General features: G+C 37.3%; 12 protein-coding genes, 1 tRNA gene and 1 pseudogene. 4 read left to right on the top strand and 10 right to left on the bottom strand.

What is annotated here, in order from left to right; all coding sequences use genetic code 11:
* Positions 1–164: 164 nt before the first annotated feature.
* The 5 genes and pseudogenes from ACFINK_RS08615 to ACFINK_RS08635 all read right to left on the bottom strand — a co-directional run.
* A complete protein-coding gene (locus ACFINK_RS08615) occupies positions 165–374 on the bottom strand; it encodes a 2-hydroxymuconate tautomerase family protein (protein ID WP_375607418.1) in 210 nt (69 codons plus the stop codon).
* Between the two features lie 14 nt (positions 375–388).
* Positions 389–1,660 (bottom strand): hypothetical protein, encoded by a 1,272-nt coding sequence (locus ACFINK_RS08620; protein WP_375638785.1) that lies wholly within the window; start codon positions 1,658–1,660, stop codon positions 389–391.
* Between the two features lie 58 nt (positions 1,661–1,718).
* Entirely contained in the window at positions 1,719–3,587 is a 1,869-nt protein-coding gene (locus ACFINK_RS08625; protein WP_375638786.1) for an FAD/NAD(P)-binding protein, read from the bottom strand.
* A 94-nt stretch (positions 3,588–3,681) separates the two neighbouring features.
* Complete coding sequence (locus ACFINK_RS08630; protein ID WP_375613792.1) at positions 3,682–4,860, bottom strand: YbfB/YjiJ family MFS transporter; 1,179 nt, start codon at positions 4,858–4,860, stop codon at positions 3,682–3,684.
* Between the two features lie 259 nt (positions 4,861–5,119).
* Positions 5,120–5,367: pseudogene (locus ACFINK_RS08635) on the bottom strand (baseplate assembly protein); the annotation flags it as partial.
* Between the two features lie 773 nt (positions 5,368–6,140).
* On the opposite strand from ACFINK_RS08635, the gene ACFINK_RS08640 reads away from it, so the two are divergent.
* Together ACFINK_RS08640 and ACFINK_RS08645 are read left to right on the top strand one after the other, a co-directional pair.
* Positions 6,141–6,620, top strand: coding sequence for a hypothetical protein (locus ACFINK_RS08640; RefSeq protein WP_375638787.1), 480 nt, complete (start codon positions 6,141–6,143; stop codon positions 6,618–6,620).
* Positions 6,617–7,837: an MFS transporter gene (locus ACFINK_RS08645; protein ID WP_375638789.1), complete on the top strand. Its 1,221-nt coding sequence runs from the start codon at positions 6,617–6,619 to the stop codon at positions 7,835–7,837. Before ACFINK_RS08640 ends, ACFINK_RS08645 begins: the two co-directional genes overlap by 4 nt.
* A 601-nt stretch (positions 7,838–8,438) precedes the next feature.
* Here the strand turns inward: ACFINK_RS08645 and ACFINK_RS08650 are convergent.
* Positions 8,439–8,529 (bottom strand) — tRNA-Ser (locus ACFINK_RS08650).
* 315 nt (positions 8,530–8,844) lie between these two features.
* Here ACFINK_RS08650 and ACFINK_RS08655 point away from each other — a divergent pair.
* Positions 8,845–10,041 carry a porin gene (locus ACFINK_RS08655; RefSeq protein ID WP_375612473.1) on the top strand — a complete coding sequence of 399 codons (1,197 nt, stop codon included), beginning with the start codon at positions 8,845–8,847 and terminating at the stop codon, positions 10,039–10,041.
* Positions 10,042–11,291: 1,250 nt separating this feature from the next.
* Here ACFINK_RS08655 and ACFINK_RS08660 read toward each other — a convergent pair.
* The 4 genes from ACFINK_RS08660 to ACFINK_RS08675 form a co-directional block, all read right to left on the bottom strand.
* Positions 11,292–12,056, bottom strand: coding sequence for an N-acetylmuramoyl-L-alanine amidase (locus ACFINK_RS08660; RefSeq protein WP_375613801.1), 765 nt, complete (start codon positions 12,054–12,056; stop codon positions 11,292–11,294).
* Between the two features lie 844 nt (positions 12,057–12,900).
* Positions 12,901–15,075, bottom strand: coding sequence for an isocitrate/isopropylmalate family dehydrogenase (locus tag ACFINK_RS08665; protein WP_375638792.1), 2,175 nt, complete (start codon positions 15,073–15,075; stop codon positions 12,901–12,903).
* Positions 15,072–15,803 (bottom strand): alpha/beta fold hydrolase, encoded by a 732-nt coding sequence (locus ACFINK_RS08670; protein WP_375638794.1) that lies wholly within the window; start codon positions 15,801–15,803, stop codon positions 15,072–15,074. Before ACFINK_RS08670 ends, ACFINK_RS08665 begins: the two co-directional genes overlap by 4 nt.
* Positions 15,804–16,062: 259 nt before the next feature.
* On the bottom strand, positions 16,063–17,259 hold the full coding sequence (locus ACFINK_RS08675) for a multidrug effflux MFS transporter (protein WP_375638797.1): 1,197 nt from the start codon (positions 17,257–17,259) through the stop codon (positions 16,063–16,065).
* 815 nt (positions 17,260–18,074) lie between these two features.
* Between ACFINK_RS08675 and ACFINK_RS08680 the strand changes: the two genes are divergently transcribed.
* Positions 18,075–18,845 carry a phage tail assembly protein gene (locus tag ACFINK_RS08680; protein ID WP_375630343.1) on the top strand — a complete coding sequence of 257 codons (771 nt, stop codon included), beginning with the start codon at positions 18,075–18,077 and terminating at the stop codon, positions 18,843–18,845.
* Positions 18,846–19,489: the final 644 nt, after the last annotated feature.

Genomic DNA, 19,489 nt, shown 5'->3' on the forward strand with positions numbered 1-19,489 from the left:
ATGGGTGAAGACCAACACAGGCTCGTTAAGGGGAAAAACTTGGTTGTCAGCATCAGGGGCTGTAACAACCGCCCCAAGGGCGGTCTAATCAAATGTTGCTAAAGGACGGGATTTTTTACATTGATTAACCCTATTGACCTTAAATTATTGTCAAATACACAGAGTTATTCTTTATTTTGAGCTTTTCTTAATTCTGTAATGGGGACACCACCAATACCCCAATTGTCTGTCTCCACTTCATCAATCACGACAACAGTCGTTTTCGGATTTTTATTCAGAATATTAACTAATAATTGAGTTGCCCCTTCTATTAGTTGCCGTTTCTGTTCAGAGGTAACCCCTTCATTAGTAATTTTAATATTTATGTAAGGCATAAGATCTCCACAATTTACAAATATTGAATAAAAAAGCTCAAATAAATGAACGCAAAAAGATTAAATATTAATACATAATAACTATGCATTTTAAAGCTCGTATCCACCGGTGAAATATGCAGGCTACTGGAAGCAAAAATAGCATTTATTGATACAGGAGAAAGGAGTTGAGCTGCAATAAAGAAGCAAATCCAAACCAAATAATCCGTAACCCCATAAGCCATCGATGACCCTAGTAAGGGAAATGCCAAACTAAATAGCACCATAGGGTGAATTCCTACTACACTGAAAATTGGCAATACAAAGAGAATACAGGCATAACGCTGCCAAACAGAGAGTGATGCCAATGAGTGACTAAACGTCACCGGCAACAAAGGAATAAGCAAATCACAAGTAGATATTAGCAGACTACAACCTAGCAACAACATAATTTCACTGGATATACTGCGTATCACTGCCACCAAAGGAGTCAAAAAATCAATACTGCGTGAACTCCCACGCTCAATGAGGTATAGAATGCTCGCCGTCAATGCAATGCTTTCTAGTGCATTCAACCTAATAACTGTCAACGCAACGATAAATATTAGCCAGAAAAATATCAAAAAAATCCAAATCCTTACTCTCTCTCCTTCTTTATTCGCTCTTCTCTCATCGCAAATAATCGGGTTAGCTAGCGGTATAACAGGAGAAAGGCACAACAACAACAGACTGAATAGAAAAAGTGGTATCCCCAAAGCAGCGGATGTGAATATTGGTGTTCTAGGCATAGCAGCGAAAACTGTTGCTGCACCGATGCTGGTCGGCATCAGTACCATCGTGATGCTCATCATTCGCATCACAATAGCGGCCAAATGGCGAGAGGGAAAAACACTTTTTTTCAAGGCATCAATCATTAGGGGGATAACCCCCAAACTCATCGGCCAAGCTAAAAACGCAGTCAGTATCGCGATGGACAGGGTAAGCGAACCCTTTCCATAGCGCATCAACCGTTCAGAGAGAAATTCTGAAATACGCCATGTATTCATCACATGGCGCAACAATCCCATGGCGAGTAATAGCCAAAAGACATCAGTAAAACGCACAAGCACAGTACGAACATCAGGCAAGTGCCAACGCCATATCAGCACTAAAGCACAAGCCAACAGGATGAACACACCACTGCGTGCATTCCCCTTCAACCACCAGTATGGTATCGTCAAAAGCAAATAACCGAAAACAGTCACTCCAGCCAATGGAATAAGAAACAAAGTTCTTATTGAGATAGACATAAGAAAAATGAATAGCATCAGCATCGCCATTATAACGGATACGGAGGACATGCGTATCAGGAAGCTTTTTACATCATCAATGTACATTAATTGTTGAATCTTTGACTGAGTAGCGATTAAGAAGCTGCTCGTACATGTCAGTGACACAGCGCCCTGCATCCCGCAGTGCACGAGAATTAACTAAAGGCCTAGGCAAAATATATGTATAAAAATTGGGCCCCTCTACTGGATTACCGACCACCCATAATGTATTTTGTATTTGCCCTTTAGTGTCTATAGGATGCTGCCGACGGTCAATATCAATACCACCAGGATGATATCCTTGGTTGATAAATGGTCGAATGATGCCCTGACCAGCCAAATTCTGGATAAAAGGGGACTCATCACGCAACGGAGAAAAACTATCAATCTTGGCCTTGATCAGCACATCTCCATCAACTGAACTGTTTTCATCTTGAAAAACAGACTGAATTTCGAAACGGCTGGTACTAGCATTGAGAACAAGTTTAGGTGAAGGTCCGCCAGCCAAAGTCACGATACCAGCCTCCATCAGAGCCTTCAACTCTTGGTTTCGCTGCATCGGTGGGCCGACAGAAATACGGTTAAAGTTTGGATTAAAATATTCAATAAAGTACTTGTGAGATGAAGACGTTAACCCGCAAAAATCAATTGCTGAACGTAAGATATCACGGACATCTCGTAGCACATCTGTAGCAGCTTTCACTGGGCCATCAACATTACCTGCAGCGGAAGAATGAAGATCGTCCTTCAAATGCTCCATGAAGAATCTTGTATAATCCTTCAAAGAAGCAAATATTTTATTTCGATAAGGATACAGCAACGCTTGAATACACTGCTCGTCTTTGGAAGTAACAACATAGGTTTCAGGGTCTAGCCAGTGCCCCAGCTGCGTACTTCGATAGACATAACACATTTCTTTAAGCAACAGAGGTAAAAGCTGCGTTTCGAAATCCAGCTTCGGAGAACCGTTAGCAATGCTGGATTGCATACGCAGATGATGTATTGCATCGAGAGTAAGGAATGATGGTATGTATTGCCCACTACCCCCCTTTTGATTAATCCCGCGACTACTAAAAGGCAATGTTTGACGGGAGAATAGAGCTATCTTCGGTTCTTTGCCGCTTGGCATGTAGCGCAATTGTCCAGCATTTTCAGTAAAAGTCCCACCGCGACCGTAAGTCAATTGCGACAAGACATCATAGCTAGTTAATCCAATTCCCTGCACCAGCACACGAGACTGAGATTGTATAGAGTCCAACTTTTCAATTGGATAAGGATTCGAATAATAGTTCAGAAGAGCGTTTTTCATTTGGTGACCAGCCACAAACTGTTGCAGGCTTTCATCATGCGATGAATATATATTCTTACCGTGACCCGTGGTCATATAAACAAAATCTACACTATAATGACAGCCATCTTCCAAAAGAACATCCGTTTTATTATCTTGGTGGATATGGAGATTGATAACCTTTTGTCGGATCTCCTTAATACGAATACCGGAAGGTAAATCTTGCGTGAGCTCTTGGTAAGCCCAAGACAGGTATTCCCCTAACAAACGACGTGATAAATAATCATTTTCTTTGATTTCTCTCCCAACATTATGCTCTGTACGAGAAAAAACACCGTTAATATTACGATAACCTTGTTGAATAGCCCATTGATAGAAATTCGGCCCTTTACGAATAGGCCCGACACCCTTAACTGTATCATCACCAAATAAAGTAATCTGGCAAGCGACAGTGTTAACCAATAAATGATCTGGCTGATGCACACTATGGGTACCGGTTCCCATCTCATTGGGATCAATCAATAAAATATCAATGTTCCCAGAAAATGGATAATGGGAATAAAGTGTGAGCAAGCGTTCGAGAATACTGATCCCACGAGGACCAACGCCCAAAATAGCGACTGTAGAGTGAAGCATTCTGTAATCTCCCCTATTAGAATAATTTGACTTTCACAAAATGTTTCAAAAAGAATGGAATAAATTCTCTGACTTTTTAGTGAAGATTGCGGGTTTATGAAACGCCAACGACCTTTTTACAAAGACAATATTGACAGATTCCAGCAGCAACAAAAAGCGCTACAGCACCACAGATAACGGAAAGCGCAATGGCATGTGAACCAGACTGTAAAAAACTCGTCAAGAGAGGTCCTAATATTTGGCCAAAACCGTAAGTTAAGGTAGCCAAGCCTAGCAGATTTATGCCATACGGCGCATATAAACGCTTAGCTAACGGCATAACTAAAGAAGTCGTCCCCATAAAAGTAAATCCAAACCCTATACAACTGAGAACGATCAGTACAAGAGACTGACTGAATAATGTCAGTAATACGCATCCTCCTTGGATAAGCAAATTGAGCATCAGACAACGTAATACCCCCCACCGATGGGCTCCCCATAACCAAATGAAACAACTAGGAACAATGGCAATTCCGACAAACGACCATAAGTGGTTAGCGAGTAGTGGGAAATTAAATGTTTTCGCCATCAGAGGAAGATATGTCGCGACAATAATATAACCAAACCCAGCAAGCCCATAAATCAGAGCGAGTTCCCACCAAACGATATTTTCGTGTGCCAATGACTCATTAATAGCAAATTGAGACGCATCAACACGACGTGGAAATAAAATAAACAACAAGAGCAACAATACAACAGATATAAAACCAGCTCCAAACCAAATATTTTTCGCGTTCAGCGATTTACTCAAACCAATAATAACATACTCATTACCCAGCAGAATACCAACTCCCACACCTGCATAGAGCGAAGCAATAACCCACAGCTTGTGACTATGCTGCATAACCGTCATAGAACCAAAAATCATCATTGCTGCACTCGCGATACCGGCAGCAAAGCGGATAAAGAAGACCAAGTAAAAGTTTGTTGTTAACGCCATGGCAAAAATAAGTGCACTCGTCACTATAGCTGCACCAAATAGCATGTAGGGAGCACGGGATATATTCCCAACTCTGCAAAACGAAAAAAACATACTCCCAACTAAATAACCGCCATAATTAGCACTAGCTATATAAGAAAGTTGCTTAAAGGTAAACAATCCTTCATCCAACATAACTGGAAATACCGGCGTATAGAAAAATCGCCCAATTCCCATCCCCAAAATCATAATAATCATACCGAACACAGCGATTTTGAAATAACTCAAATCTTGACGATTATTTTTTCCCCCCATTACTCTAATCCCTTAACTAATAATTCGCTCATCCGCATTCTATCTCATCGAGGGTAGCACTTATCTCAGAGAATAAAAGCCAATCTAGCCATTTGTTTGAACAACCAGAGGAACATATTGAGCGATTATTGTCAACATTACTGGATCAGTTATATGCATTTCATCGTTTTACGCCCTGCTCCATGTATGATCTTCTCCCTACAAAGCTTCTTTTTCAGAAAATAATGGCTGAAATTAAGCAGCAATAACAACGAGGAAATCAATAAGCACGCCCCCGTTCAAACAAGACAATATCCCCTAAAGCTCTGCTTCATCAGGTATGACTAAAATACCCTCACAAGGTTGCGTTATGTTCACATGGTGAACACCCTCAACCATCAAGCGGCTTAGTATCCAACTTAAAGAGAGATCAAGGACAAGCTTTTGCGCACGCGCCCATTCTGCTCTTAAATTCTGCTCTGCTCTTTCCAAAACAAAGGAACCTTCATCCGGTAACAACCAAAAATCAATAGTATTGAAGGGTATAAAGGCTACTTTTAATATAGCTTTGTTTTTTATCAGCAGCAGTAAAAAGTTTGTTTTTTTATAAAAATTGAAATTTATTCATTTTTTATCGTATATTTTATGTTATCTTCTTTAAATTAATTAAAAGATCATAGAACATTAAACTGATAGGATGCATTTTTCTCAAGTAGCATTTTAGAGAAATGTTGATTTAATCAGTGAAGACAAGCAATGAGCAAAGTTATAATTTAAAAAGACAGTATATAATGTTTATGATCAATGACTTAAATTAAAGACATGAATTGGGGGAGTTTGATCTTTCTTACAGCACAGTAGCTCAAAAAAAACAGTAGATGAAGTTTAAAATTCACCATTATCCGTCATAAGATGAAAGCTTTCATCCCAAGTTTAATTTTTTTAAACTATTTTTTTGTTCTTTCTGTAATATCTAAAGAATATCTTCAAGCAATCATAAGCACTCTTTTAGGGTATCATTTCATGATCAAAGTAATGGTTATCGAGCTTCCATTCAAGATACTGTTTTGCAAAAGGAAATCGTCATTTCAGGATACGGAGGGATTTATGTATTTAGTCACAATGTATCATGCACCCTTCCTCTTATATCAGAAATTTAATTCTTAATCGTAATGACGTGATTAAAAAGCACCTTGCGAGACAATCTTTTTAATAAATAAAGTAAAGATGAATTCTGAAAAAAACTTTTTTAGACGTAAAGTGATACGGAGAAACAGTCAGAAAGAAAGGGGGGATTACAAATGTTGATGACTATAAAAAAAGATATCAAAAAATTACCAAAAACCGATTTATGGATCATTTGTGCTATTTCAGCTGATCAGCAAAGAGAATGGATCAGTAAATGGTGTATAAAAAATAAACACACTTCTATAAGTCCTAATTATGTCAATGATCTTGCCGTCCTAGGGTCATTTTACAGATCTAGACAAAATGATTACTATGGAAGAAACAGCCCCACAAGCAATTCCCCTCAAAAGATAACAATCTCATTTATGAGGCTTATGTTGCTTCTCATAATCACTTCAAAATTGCATCATTTTCTCTCATTAATACGCTTTAAAGTCCCATATAGACTAAGAGGCCTTTTAAATTTTGGGGTGGTTATGGAAGCCTTCTTTCCACTGATCCCTAAATGGGGATATGAAATCGCTATCTTTTCACAGAAAAATATTCTTTTTAGTGAAAATTCTTATTGTACAATCTATGAAACAACACAATGAACAGACCTCGCACCCTTGCTCTCACCTATGGATCCTATAACGCTATCCGCATGCTGATCGGCGTTTACCATGCGATTTTTTTAATGTCCATGGGAGTGAGTCTGGCGCAATTAGCTCTGCTTCAGGTTGTCTTTTCCACCACCATTCTGCTGCTTGATTTTCCCTGCGCTGTTTTATCTGACAGATATCGGCATAAATATTCCGTTATGGCTGGGGTCTTTATGACAGGAGTATTTTATCTTCTATGCCTTCAAGCTCCCAATATGACAGCACTTATTATTGCGCAAATTCTCTATGCAGCAGGCATTTGCATCATTGTCAGCGCCATTGACGGATGGATTTACCATTCTCTAGGCGATAAACAGGATCACTTTTCGCATTATGCTCATCTCTACCACCAGGTTAACTCTTTTGGAAGTATTCTCAGTGGGATTGTAGGAATTGGAACGATCTATTACTCTGGACGATATTTTATGGGATATATCATCTCATGCCTCATGATGGGATTTATTTTTTTGATATTCCTTATTGTTCCTGAAGAAAAGAAAACGACAATTGAAACGTCCAAAACAAAAACAATCTTGCACAATGCCAAGGAAACGCTCTGGATATTTCAAAATACAGTAGGAGGAGCATGGTTTATTTTCCTCATGTGCCTTTTTAGCGCTGGTATTCAGATTATTTATCATTTCTGGCAACCAATAATACTTTTAGGGGGAAAAATTCATCACCTCAACGGTTCGCAAATGCTCGTCTTGATGTGCTGCCATATTGGAGCCTTTTCAGCACAATATTTTTCAAATTTACTGATGTCTAAGTATCATGTTCTTGATAAAAAATATAAGAATTCTATAAAATATTTTTCCTTCTTTTCTGCGCTGATGTGCATAGCGCTCTATTTTTCAGTTCATAGCCATCAAACGGCTGCATCAGTCATCGCCTTCTCTTTAATCCATGGATTTATTTGCACTGTACCGATCGGCGCAAAAAGCTTATTTTTCTCAGAACTTAACCAAAAACAAACGCAGCATATTTCCGGTGTTGTTGGTGCTGTCTCTTTTAGCGGAAGAATATTTTCAATTACAGTATTGAGTATTATTTCTTTTCTTCCTGCAAAAGTTTCTCCATCTTACTACCTAATATTACCGACCATTACTTTTTTCATGTGTGGTTTGGTTGTCATGAGATGGATGAAACACTCTCAAAAGTCTCTATGAGAGGAAAACCATAACATTTCACCCACAATGTTTTCTTCTAAAAGAAATCTATAACTTTTTTGAGAGCATTGCCACATCCAACTTTCAATACACAATGCAAATATAAAGCAACACGTTGATTTATAATGATAATATACCAAACGCGAATATTGTAAGATTCTTTCTTTTCAAATCTGCTTTATGGTTGAAACAATCAAAATCATTTGCTTGCACATCATAAGCAAAGAAAGCCGTATAAATAAAAACGATTTAGAAAGGAAAAATGCCTTTTATGAACTCTCATAGTCAAAATCTATAACAACAGGAAGGCAGATATATAAGCAGATATATAATATGCCTCTTTGCATCTTCATAAGTATACAAATGATGTGGCTTTATAAGGCTTTATATGTCTCACAGAAACTTTTGTGTTTTATACCATTTACGAGGCAGCGTCGCAAAATGGGCTTACACACATTGCAAAGATATCTCTTTAAAACAAGCGCATAAATCGGCAACACAAGTATATTTGTGTTTAGAACATGCTTTTTATATGAGAGGCATAATCCCAACGGGATAAACAGAATTCCGATACACAGTCAACTGCTTTTATAACAATAGATGGCGGAGAGGAAGAGATTCGAACTCTCGAGAGCCTTTTGAGCCCTACTCCCTTAGCAGGGGAGCGCCTTCGACCACTCGGCCACCTCTCCAACAGAGAGGCATAAATGGTATCAACAGAAAGTTCAAGACATTTTCGATTTTTTTCCCAAATATCTGAATTTTTTTTCCTTTATTGATCCCATAAGGAGCAAAAGTTAATAAAACAAAAATTGTGTCTTTTTTACCACAGCATCTCGAATAGTACATGTATATATTACAAAAAGGTAATTTCACATTTGAAACTCTAAAAAGATTAGTTATAGCTAAGATAACAAGTGCTGCGTATTTACTTATGTCTTTGTCCTTAATGCGTTAGGCAAATGGTACTCTTTAGAAGAAATTTAACCGGACCTCGGAGATCCCATATGAATATTAAATCCCTCTTTTTAAGCTCTACAGCAGCTTTTTTAGCAATTTCTGGAGCACATGCTGCTTCAACAGTTATCGCCGAACCCGAACCTGTAGAATATATTCGCGTTTGTGATGCCTATGGAAAAGGATATTTTTATATCCCTGGAACAGAAACCTGCATGCGTTTATCAGGAAATGTTCGTACTGATTTTATAGGCGGTGATAATATCGATGCAACAACCGAAACTGAACTAAGAAACAAAAGAAAAACCTATGGCGCAGCATCACGGCTCACCCTTGTTTTTCAAGCAGCTTCTGAAACAGAAATGGGAACACTTCGTTCATATGCAAGAATTTATTCAAACTGGGGTGATGGTAGAGACAACGCTGCTGCAAAGCTTGCCGCGGCTTACATTGAACTGGGTGGTTTTCGCGTAGGTCTTGATGACACAATTTTCAACAGCTGGACTGGTGATTATGGAAATGTTCTCAATGATGACAGCATAGCGCCTGCCGGCACAACACGCACCAATTTTATTTCCTACACCTTTAGTGGTGACTCCGGCTTTTCTGCTATTATCGGCGCTGAATTAGGCAATAATGCAGATTCTCTTCCAGGAATAACAGGATACTACATTGATAAAGATGATAAGCTTGTTTCTATCACTGAGGGCACTCTTCCAAGTAAAGCAATTAAAAATTACACCCCGAATGTGGTTTTGGGTATAAAGTTCATGCAAAAATGGGGTGGTTTTTCAGCAGTTGCAGCATATGATGCTTACTACAAAAAGTGGGCTGGAAAAGTACGTGCAGATTTCAATGTCAACGATCGTTTCAATCTATGGGTAATGGCTGGCTATAAAAATGGACTTGATTACTACACAGTAAATGCAAATGATGAGTTATCACGAAAAAGCACAACAATTTATGCAAACTGGGGTGGTAAATGGGCTGCTTGGGCGGGTGCCACTTACAAGCTTACTCCAAAAGCAAATTTGAATGCTCAAGTTTCTTATAGTGCTGTAAAAACCTTTGCAACTTCTGTAAATATTACATACACGCTGGTTCCAGGATTTGTGATTACACCTGAATTAACCTATGTTTCTTGGAACGATGATCGCGTTGTGACGGATAAAAATAATGATGAAAAACATTTATTCAACAAGAAAAGTGCTTTTCAAGGTATGATCCGTTTACAGCGTTCATTCTAATCCTATTTAAGCTACAACTTTTAAAAACTGGCAACATGGTTTGCCAGTTTTTATTTTTGAAATCAAATATCATGAATATCTTTTCCTGATACGTATTGTCTTGTCTCTCGAAAAAAAACCGACTTAGTTTCATAAAACTACTCTTAGAAGATTAACCTGATATGTTTGATAAGAGCACCTCACACGGGCTTTTACACATCACTTCAAACACAATCTCTTCCTTGCCCTTTAAAGCATGAATAACCCCTTTGCTTTATGAGCAAATTGGTCTTTCTTGGTAATTTACTTCTAACCTTTGTTAATTTAGGTCATGATCTTCTCAAATAAATTCTACACTGAACAGATAAAATATTGAAAAAACAAGATATCATTGTGTTTTTGATATGCCTGAATGTGTCTTCTATCAACACTCTAAAACACAACGTTTTATAACACTGCTTCATTAAAAAACTTAATCATTAAGAAACATGCTGTCAAAACGATGCAAACATCCCCTAAAGCAATAAAAGAGAAAAGAGATATATCTTCAAAAAAATGAATTGACCTCTTCCCCTTCTAAAGAATAGCCCCCCTATCAATAGCAATCTGTAAATGCCCCTATTTTTCTTGAATCTGCATCACTTTGATTTATAATCATAATTTATAATTTTGCATGTTTCAATCAACCAAAACCTTTCACTTGTACACGACAAGCGGAGAGAGCCGTGTGAATAAAAACGAGTAAAGAAAACCCTTTTATGTATCGTTTTAAGTTCCAAGGGTTGTCGTAACATTGAGATCTGACAAAGTGTACGATAATGCTAGGCACTTTTATTAAGCATAAAAATGAGGATACACTTCATAGAGGATTTTAGATTATATTCTCTATGAACGTCGCTGTAAAATAAGTGTTGTAATACACATTAAAAGACATTTCTTTAAAACAAGCATGTAAATATACAATACAAATCCATTTTATTTGAAGCGTTTTACCCTGCGTAAGGAACATGTCATCATATACACAACATCTTGGCTTTATGCGTTTTTAAAGGAAGAAAAATATAAGACAAAGAAACAATAAAATTTAATCTCTGCAAATCATAGAGCTTTCAGAGTTATGTTTCCATAAAACGCCTTATACCCTACAGGGGATTTTTTACACGATTAATGCCCTTTTTACATAAAGCCAATTGGCAAAAAGCAGCCTTTCCTGATAATAAAAAGGCTTACACGTAATCATAAGCCATATTTTCAATTAAAACACATTGAATTCACGGAAAATACTTATCAACCAATGCATAAAGAATTGCTGCTGTTTCAACATCTAGAATCCCATCATAATTTTCTTGACGAAAATGAAGTTGAAATGCTCGGATCAAATCTTTGTATCCTGTTTGGGTACACGCAGCAGAAATGTCATATCCATAACATTTTAGCTTCGCCAAAACATCTTCTTTGGGTGGCAAATTCTTAGAGAATTGCTCTTGATAATGACTTTTTAGTTCATCATCATACCATGCTCCTATACCTGCGCTATAAAGTTCTCTCCATGGAAAAGCTGCTCCTGGATCACTTTTTCTTCCAATGGCAATATCACTATGTCCCACCACATCTGTTGGCATAATATCGGGATACCGTTGAAGAATATTCAAGGCAAGTTCCTTAACAGCATCAATTTGTATTGGATTATAAGGAGGAAACATACCCGTCCCATCATGATAAGTCGCTAAATTAACGATTTCAATCCCGATAGATGCATCATTGAGATGACTATGCCCAGCCCATGAACTCACACCCGCATGCCATGCACGCTCATTTTCATCAACCAGATTAAAAATACGCATATCCTTAAAGCCTGCCTCACGATATGTCTGCTCTGAAGGATCAGGAACAAGATAGTGTGCACTAACCTTTTCTCCTGTAAGCGCCATAATCGAGGCTTTAAAATCAATAGCCGTATAATGCATAACGAGAAAATGAACGCGACGACTAAAACTCTTGACAGAACGATAACTGTTGTAATCAATCTGATACATAAAAGCCCTTTCTTTTTTGCTTAAAAAACCACTGCGCATCACAACAGATAGAATACGAACTGTTAAAAAATGCAATAAACTTCCCATCTAGATACTAAGAATTACGACTAAAATTTGTTCATCAAAAATATTGACACTCTTATCAACAATTAAGACCACATTTTTATTTTTCTCCCACACACGCATAAAATGTTTTTAACCACATTAAATATTTTCCCCAAAAAAATTCCTACAAATTACCAATCAAAAAGAAAACAAAAGCGTAAAATGATCACTCCTTAAATCTTCACGTCTTACAGAAAAATAGTTCGTCCTGTTATCAAATTGAAAAATATAGCCCCTCGGAAGTGAACCCCCAACGATCATGCAATCACACAAAAACTTAAAGGAAAAATTTTATGAGCTCTTTACAGCAATTTATTATCAGATAACAGAACGGCACATGTTCGCAATAAACTCTTCACGGACATATTGTTCAATAAAATTTGCAAAGCTTTCCTGTAAATAACATAACTTCTTGTCTTTTCACAACATCGCTGTTTGATTTACAAAGAATCTCAATTATTTACAACGCTTAAGGCACACGAAGTCTCTGGATTCCTTGTCATAGGCTCTATAAAATATAACATCTTGATTTATAATCATAATTAATCATTATAAATATTGAATATAGCGAGCCTAATATCGTAAAGTTTTTCTTAATCTTGAATCAATCAAAGTCATTTAATGACACATCAAAAGAAAAATTACCCTATAGACAAAAACCACTGAAGAAAAGGATCAAAGTACTTCTTATAATAGAACGTTCAATAATTTAGGCAATATTTTACATCCCCATAGAGGTTCATTTTTTCTTCTCCATTTTCAAATATCTTTTTAAGACAGCCCAAGCTGCATATTCTTGTAAGACGACACCTAAAAGTGGTCGTGTATAGGGAAAAGTTACCCGATCATCACCATAACCTTTCATCCGTATAGTTATGGTGGCATGTCCAAGGCTTTCTGCTTGATTTTCTAATGTCTCCAAAGAAGGCTCTAGGCTCACTTCAACCTCAAGCAGTGGAATATCTTGTTTACCTTTTTCTATGGGCTGAAAATATTTTAAAAGCAGCGGATCATTGCCCAACCAATGAACCTCTGCATGCATCGCTAATTGTTTACAAGCAGTAGTAACTTCTGCCCCAACTAAATAGGGGTGAAAATGATTTTCAAATGCTTCCACGAAATGTTGTTCCAAGAGCGCTTCTGATTGAGCAACCAGTTGCACCAAAACATAGGGGCTTTTCCATAAAAAATGCCGTTCAAAGGGTTCATTTTCAAGATGATCATCAACCCACTGCGCAATAGTACTTTCATCAATTCCAATCAAAGTCCATGCATACTCCGCACGCGATACAGAAAAATATTTCTTCTCGTTGTGTTCTAAATAATTCTCTAAAAGCGCAAGAGCCTGTGATGGTGGACCAGGCAAAACAACAAGTGTACTTCCATCGCAAGAGAGATAAAACCCTGGTGCTGTGCCTGTAGGATTATCAAGCACAGTTGCTGTCTCAGGAAACAATGCTTGACGTGCATTACTCTTATCCGCCGTAATCCCTAATCGTTGTAATTGACCTTTTATTGTTTGCCAAACATCTTCATGATGTACCAAAGGCTGCTTTACAGCTTGAGCAACTCCATCGCGTGTTTTATCATCTGATGTTGGTCCCAATCCCCCACTGATAATGATAAGATCTTCTTGTCCAAGACAAGAAACAACAGTCTCACTGATTTGCTGTAATTGATCAGCACAAACAAAATGACGTGTGACTTGAATATTTCTCTTGTTCAAGCTTTGGCTTAAATCTTGTAAATTCGTATTCAAATATTGTCCTGAAAGGAGTTCATCACCAACGGTAATGATCGCCGCACGACAAACAAAGATAGGATTCACAAGAGAATTGCGAACAGCTTCAGCCATTTGACGGGTAGAGGCGACACCTCCAAGATCATAGGTAACGGTTTTTCCAGCACGAATAACCTGATCAACACTCTCAGATAATTGTTTTGCTGCATCTTTAAAGCCTAAGTGCTCTAAGAGTAAAGCCGTGGTATAAAGCATCGCAGAAGGATTGGCTTTATTTTGTCCAGCAATACGTGGTGCGCTTCCATGAACAGGTTCAAAACAAGCAATCTCGCTCCCCACATTCACATGAGATGCAAACCCCAATCCCCCCATTATACCAGAGCCAAGAGTAGAGAGAATATTGCCAAACATATTTTCAGCAACAATCACACCAAACTGCTCTGGCTTGGTTGCAATCCACAAAGCAACCGCATCAACATTCTGAATATCTGCTTCAATTTCCGGATAGTTTTGCGCAATCTTCTCAAAAATTTCCTGAGCAAACTGTCCACTTTCTCGCATAACATTGGGCTTATCAGCAAAAGTAACTCGCCTAAAGCTATATTTCCTTGCATACGAAAAAGCATATTCAAATAACCGCTCTAAACCAAAGCGTGTCTGCAAACGGACTGTCCACGCTGCTTCCTCAAGCCCATATTTTGTCAAATTTGGATGTTTTAGCCAAACGGCTGTTTCAGGAGAAATACCCCGAAAATCCAATCCAGCATAAAGGCCTTCACTATTTTCTCTGATAACACAAAAATGAAAAGGTTTTCTCGGACCAAAGATGTATCTTACAGGACGTATATTCGCAAACAAACCTAACTTTTGGCGAAGTTGAAGTATGGGAGAAACATAGGCAAGTTTTTTCTCTCGTAAATGCGGCTCAAGTTCTTTTAAAGCCGCTTCTTTTCCTTTACTGGTCACAGCACCAAGTAAAATAGCATCACTCTGAGTAATTTTTTGCCAAGTCGCTTGAGGAACAGAAGCTCCTTCCCGTTTCCAACATTCAACACCAATATCACCATAAGTTAATTCAATCGGCAATTGGAATTGCTCTAAAACCATCAACGCAGCATCACAAACCTCTGGTCCTATCCCATCACCAGGTAATACAAGAACTTTCTTTTTCATAATCCCTCCAGCCACTCATCAATAACTGCATCCGTCATAGTAGGATTATCCTCCCACAAACGCGTACCAGCACCAGAGATAATCTTATATTCATGGTTCAGATTATGACTTTTCGTCTGATTATTTACCGTTGCAAGTTGCGACTTTTCTCCCACTAAAGCTAAAAACTTCCCCTTATACTTAACTATCTCATCTCTAGCATCTATTTCTAATAAGAGTTTAAAGCCTCTTGTCATGCGTTCAATTGCCACGCTTTTTTGTTCATCAGGAATCTCCAATAAGGCTCTTTTTTTCATAACGCCAGAAGGATGCATAAAACCATTGAGTATTTCCAAAGCCCCCGATAAATCATTATTTTCTAAGGAGGCAAGAATATCTCCAAGGCGCCGTTGCAAAACCTTATCTGGATAGCCAGGCGCATTCACAGCAAGCACAGCTTGAACATTGGGAAGCTGTACTGCCAATATTTGTACCAATGTTCCAGCCATAGAAAATCCCACAAGCACTGCGGGCTCTTTAAAATAGCTTTTAAGTTTTTCTGCCATAAAAGATAAAGTGTCTACAGCAGAATAATTGAGAACATGAGAACCCTTAGGAAAAAGAGAAAGCGTATCCAGCAGAGTGACAGGGAATCCTTTTGTTGAACATAGCTTTGTCAATGGAGAACAAAAAACACCACCATCCCAAATTGGCATTACAGGAGAAAGAATAATAATAGGAAGGCTCATTGATCAATTCCTCCCCTTATTTTAAACATGCATTAGAGCCAGAACTTTTCCCACCCAATATAATGAAAATATGTTGAAACTCTAGGCTCATATTCTCCCCCCATAATAATCGATTTGTTAAACTCAAACTAAGCTTGTAACAAATTTTAAACCCACTCAATCCAGCAACTTAATAAAAAAATTCATCTAATGTACAGGTGCCCCATTTGTGTAAAATATCAAAAGCATTTCCGCATAATGCTTTCTTTTTATCATTTACTCAGCTTATTTCTGAAGTCATAAAATGACGCGCTTTTTGAATATAAATGATAAAACCAATCATACAACACACAGCTAACAAAGTTGCCATAGCCCGTGGGCTATGACCAGAGATTTTTCCGATAACCGCTGCACTGAGTGCCGCACTTCCTAATTGCAAAGATCCCATAACACCAGAAGCCGCTCCCGCAGCTTTCGGATGCGATGAAATAGCCAACGCTGTTCCTAACGGCAATAAAAAACCATTGCCAAAAGTAAGAACAGCAATAGCCATAAAACTTGTCACAAGGGGCCATGGGCTTAGATACATTTGCAAAGCAAACAGCACACCACCTATCACAAAAATAATGTACCCTCTCCCCACAGTTTTTTCCATAGACTCGCGTTCAAAAAACCATCGCGCCAAAAGATTTCCCAAAATATAGGGAAACGAGACACCAATATAGCTATAACTAATGTGTATCGGCGATAACCCCAAAGTCGTGAGTAAAAAAGGCGACTCCACAATATAAGCAAAATAGGCAGCGTAAGAAAAACACGGAATAAGTGCATAAAAAATAAATTGTTTATTTCTGAAAACGCCTAAATATGCCTTTATCAATCCTACCGGAGAAAAATGCTGCCGTTTTTGAGGGGGCAGAGTTTCGCTTAGCACAAAACAACATAGCAAAATGGTCAAAAATATAAAAAAGCTTAAAAAGATAAAAGTTGCCTGCCAATGAAAAGCCTGTATCAAAAGTCCACCAATGAAAGGTGCAAGTGCTGGCGACATTCCAATAAAAGGGAAAACAATCAAATAAAGTTTTCCAGCCGCTTTTTTATCCAACAAATCATTGATAATTGCACGACTTAAGACAAGTCCCGCACAAGCACCAAGACCTTGCAAAAAACGTAACACAAGAAAAGCGTGAATATGAACCGTATAAATCACACCAAGTGTCGTAAATAACCACAAGAATAAGCCCAATAGAAGTGTTTTTTTACGCCCAAAATTATCACTCAGCGGCCCATAAATGAGCTGTCCAAGTGCCAATGCCAACAAAAAAACCGCCACTGCACTTTGAATTTGAGATTGTGTCACTTGATAATATTGACGCATATCGCCCAGTGCTGGTAAAAAAATATCGGTAGAAATCAAACCTCCTGTTGATAAACATACGATAAGTATAATGAATGGTAATGTATATTTATGTTTCATCAGGAAAGTCACATTTCTTAAATTTAAAAATATTTAAATTTTACGTTTATAGAAAAATAATAATTTATATTTATAAATATAAAGCTATTTTAACTTTATCCACAGGGAATAAAATAATCAATTTTCTTTATTCTTTTACTTTATTCGAGAATAATTCAGCTTGTTGATACATAAATCCAGTGTATGATCCGCACGCACACACTCAACACGTAAATAAACACTTAGTGCTTCACTTTATAATTAATTTTAAAGCATAGCAAATCGCAATTTTAAAACTATACGCAAAAGAAGCTAAAAGATCAAAACTCTCCTTCAGAGATATATTTCCCAATCCGAAATAGCGCATTTTGTTGTATTCATGTTGCCCTATCTTCATCAGCTTTTTTTCATTGATATCATCAACAAAAACGCTCCCAAACACTATCCCTCTCCATGATAACAACATCACTTTCCCGACAACATCTTTTATCAGAAGTGGTTTACAACGCTCAAAGAAAAAAGAAGCCACAAACTCCCTTTCCTCAAAACTCCCCACGCAAATATTATTGTAACAATACAGCATATAATAATGGCTCATGGAGAAGTCTTTATCAACACAAATAATTGAGCAAATAAACTTAATAGCCCACTAATATCATAAAGCAAATTGTGCTTCTATCTCGCTCTAAAATCTAAATTCATCTTGTCCATTTTGTTAGAATTTCATTCTACATAGCCAGCACAAAGTTTATTGCCTAAGCTATTGACAAACATGATATAATAAAAATTTGACGAATCATTCTGCATCTAATGTAGAAAGCAAGGAGAAGCTATTAATGAATATAACAGAACGAGCCACGTACCAATTACTTGGACCTATTAAAGTGGAAGGAAAGACATACACAGAAATCACCTTACGCCGCCCGAAATTTAAAGACTTAAAAGCAATACAGAGCAAAGAAGGCGACGAGCAATCAATTGAAATGATCGCATGTCTTTCAGGGTGGTCCTATAATGCCATCAGTAAACTTGGTGTTCGTGATTTTTTAAACATTAAAGACATTTACGGGCCTTTAATAAAAAAAGTATTAAAAAAACTTGATAAAATGAATACAATCATAAAAATCCCATCCCTAAAAATCCTATCCTTAGAAACTCAATTTTCTAAACATCTCAAAAACTTTATAAACAAAGTAAATGCACCCATAAAAAGCATAATGGATGAATGTATTTTAATCGACAGTAAACCCGAAAAACGCACAAGTAACCTTTATACAAATACATTTGAAACAGAATCCATGACAACTGCAAATGCAAAAGTGAAAACCTGTAGCACCTATGAACCGATTACAGTTCATAATCCCTACGTCATAAAGGTGGAACGCATGACCTTTACAAAATGCACTTTCTTAATACAAGATGGTCCATCGAACCAAATTTATCTCTCAAATCAAAGTGCTCTTACATCGTATAAAAAAACTGCGGGCGAAACTAAAAAACAACCTTTGGAGAGAATCTCAAAACTTTTGGACATTGTCTCAAAACTTTTCAACTTTCCTCTCTGGTTTTGGGAGTTTTTACTCAAAGAACTTAGAAAATTTTTCTAGCATTGTTTTGATATAGAGCAATAAGAGAAGGAAAAACAGCTTAGAACACTAATGTTTCTTCCTTCTCTTTTATCTCTCATAGCTTTTTGAATTGAATACTTTTGATATTTATTTTGAATAATTGAAGCATTCTTTTAATTATAAGTACAATATAAAAAACTAAAATTTTAGAAGACGCGCTGTTTTTACAAAAAAATGAATAATAAAATAAAGACTCCAGAATTTTACTTTTTACCTTCAAACATAATCAATGATGGAAAAGCGTTGACAAAGTTTTCCTCAAGCAGTATCTGGGACATTAATTGAAAGAAAAGCATTAAGAGAGCTTACTTTTAAGCTAAGGGGGAAAGATTAAACTTCACAACGACATTCAATCTTTTAAACATTGCAGTACAGAACGGGAAAAGAGAGCCATACCCCCATAGACCGTTTATCCCCCCCATCAACTAAAATTCTCGATAAACTGGTATTATCAGTTCTAGACTGGAGTCATATAAGAAGAATTTTAAGTAATGATCACCGTCTTGTTTTCGATGTTTTCTGTCCTTTTTGGCGCATATCTATTCACTTTTGGAACATAATTAGCAAAAAGGCATTGTATCTCCAGCATATTCAAGGAGATAAAACATGGAAACTCGCATTCC

Source organism: Bartonella sp. AA16NXGY, from assembly GCF_042197325.1.
Lineage (GTDB): Bacteria > Pseudomonadota > Alphaproteobacteria > Rhizobiales > Rhizobiaceae > Bartonella.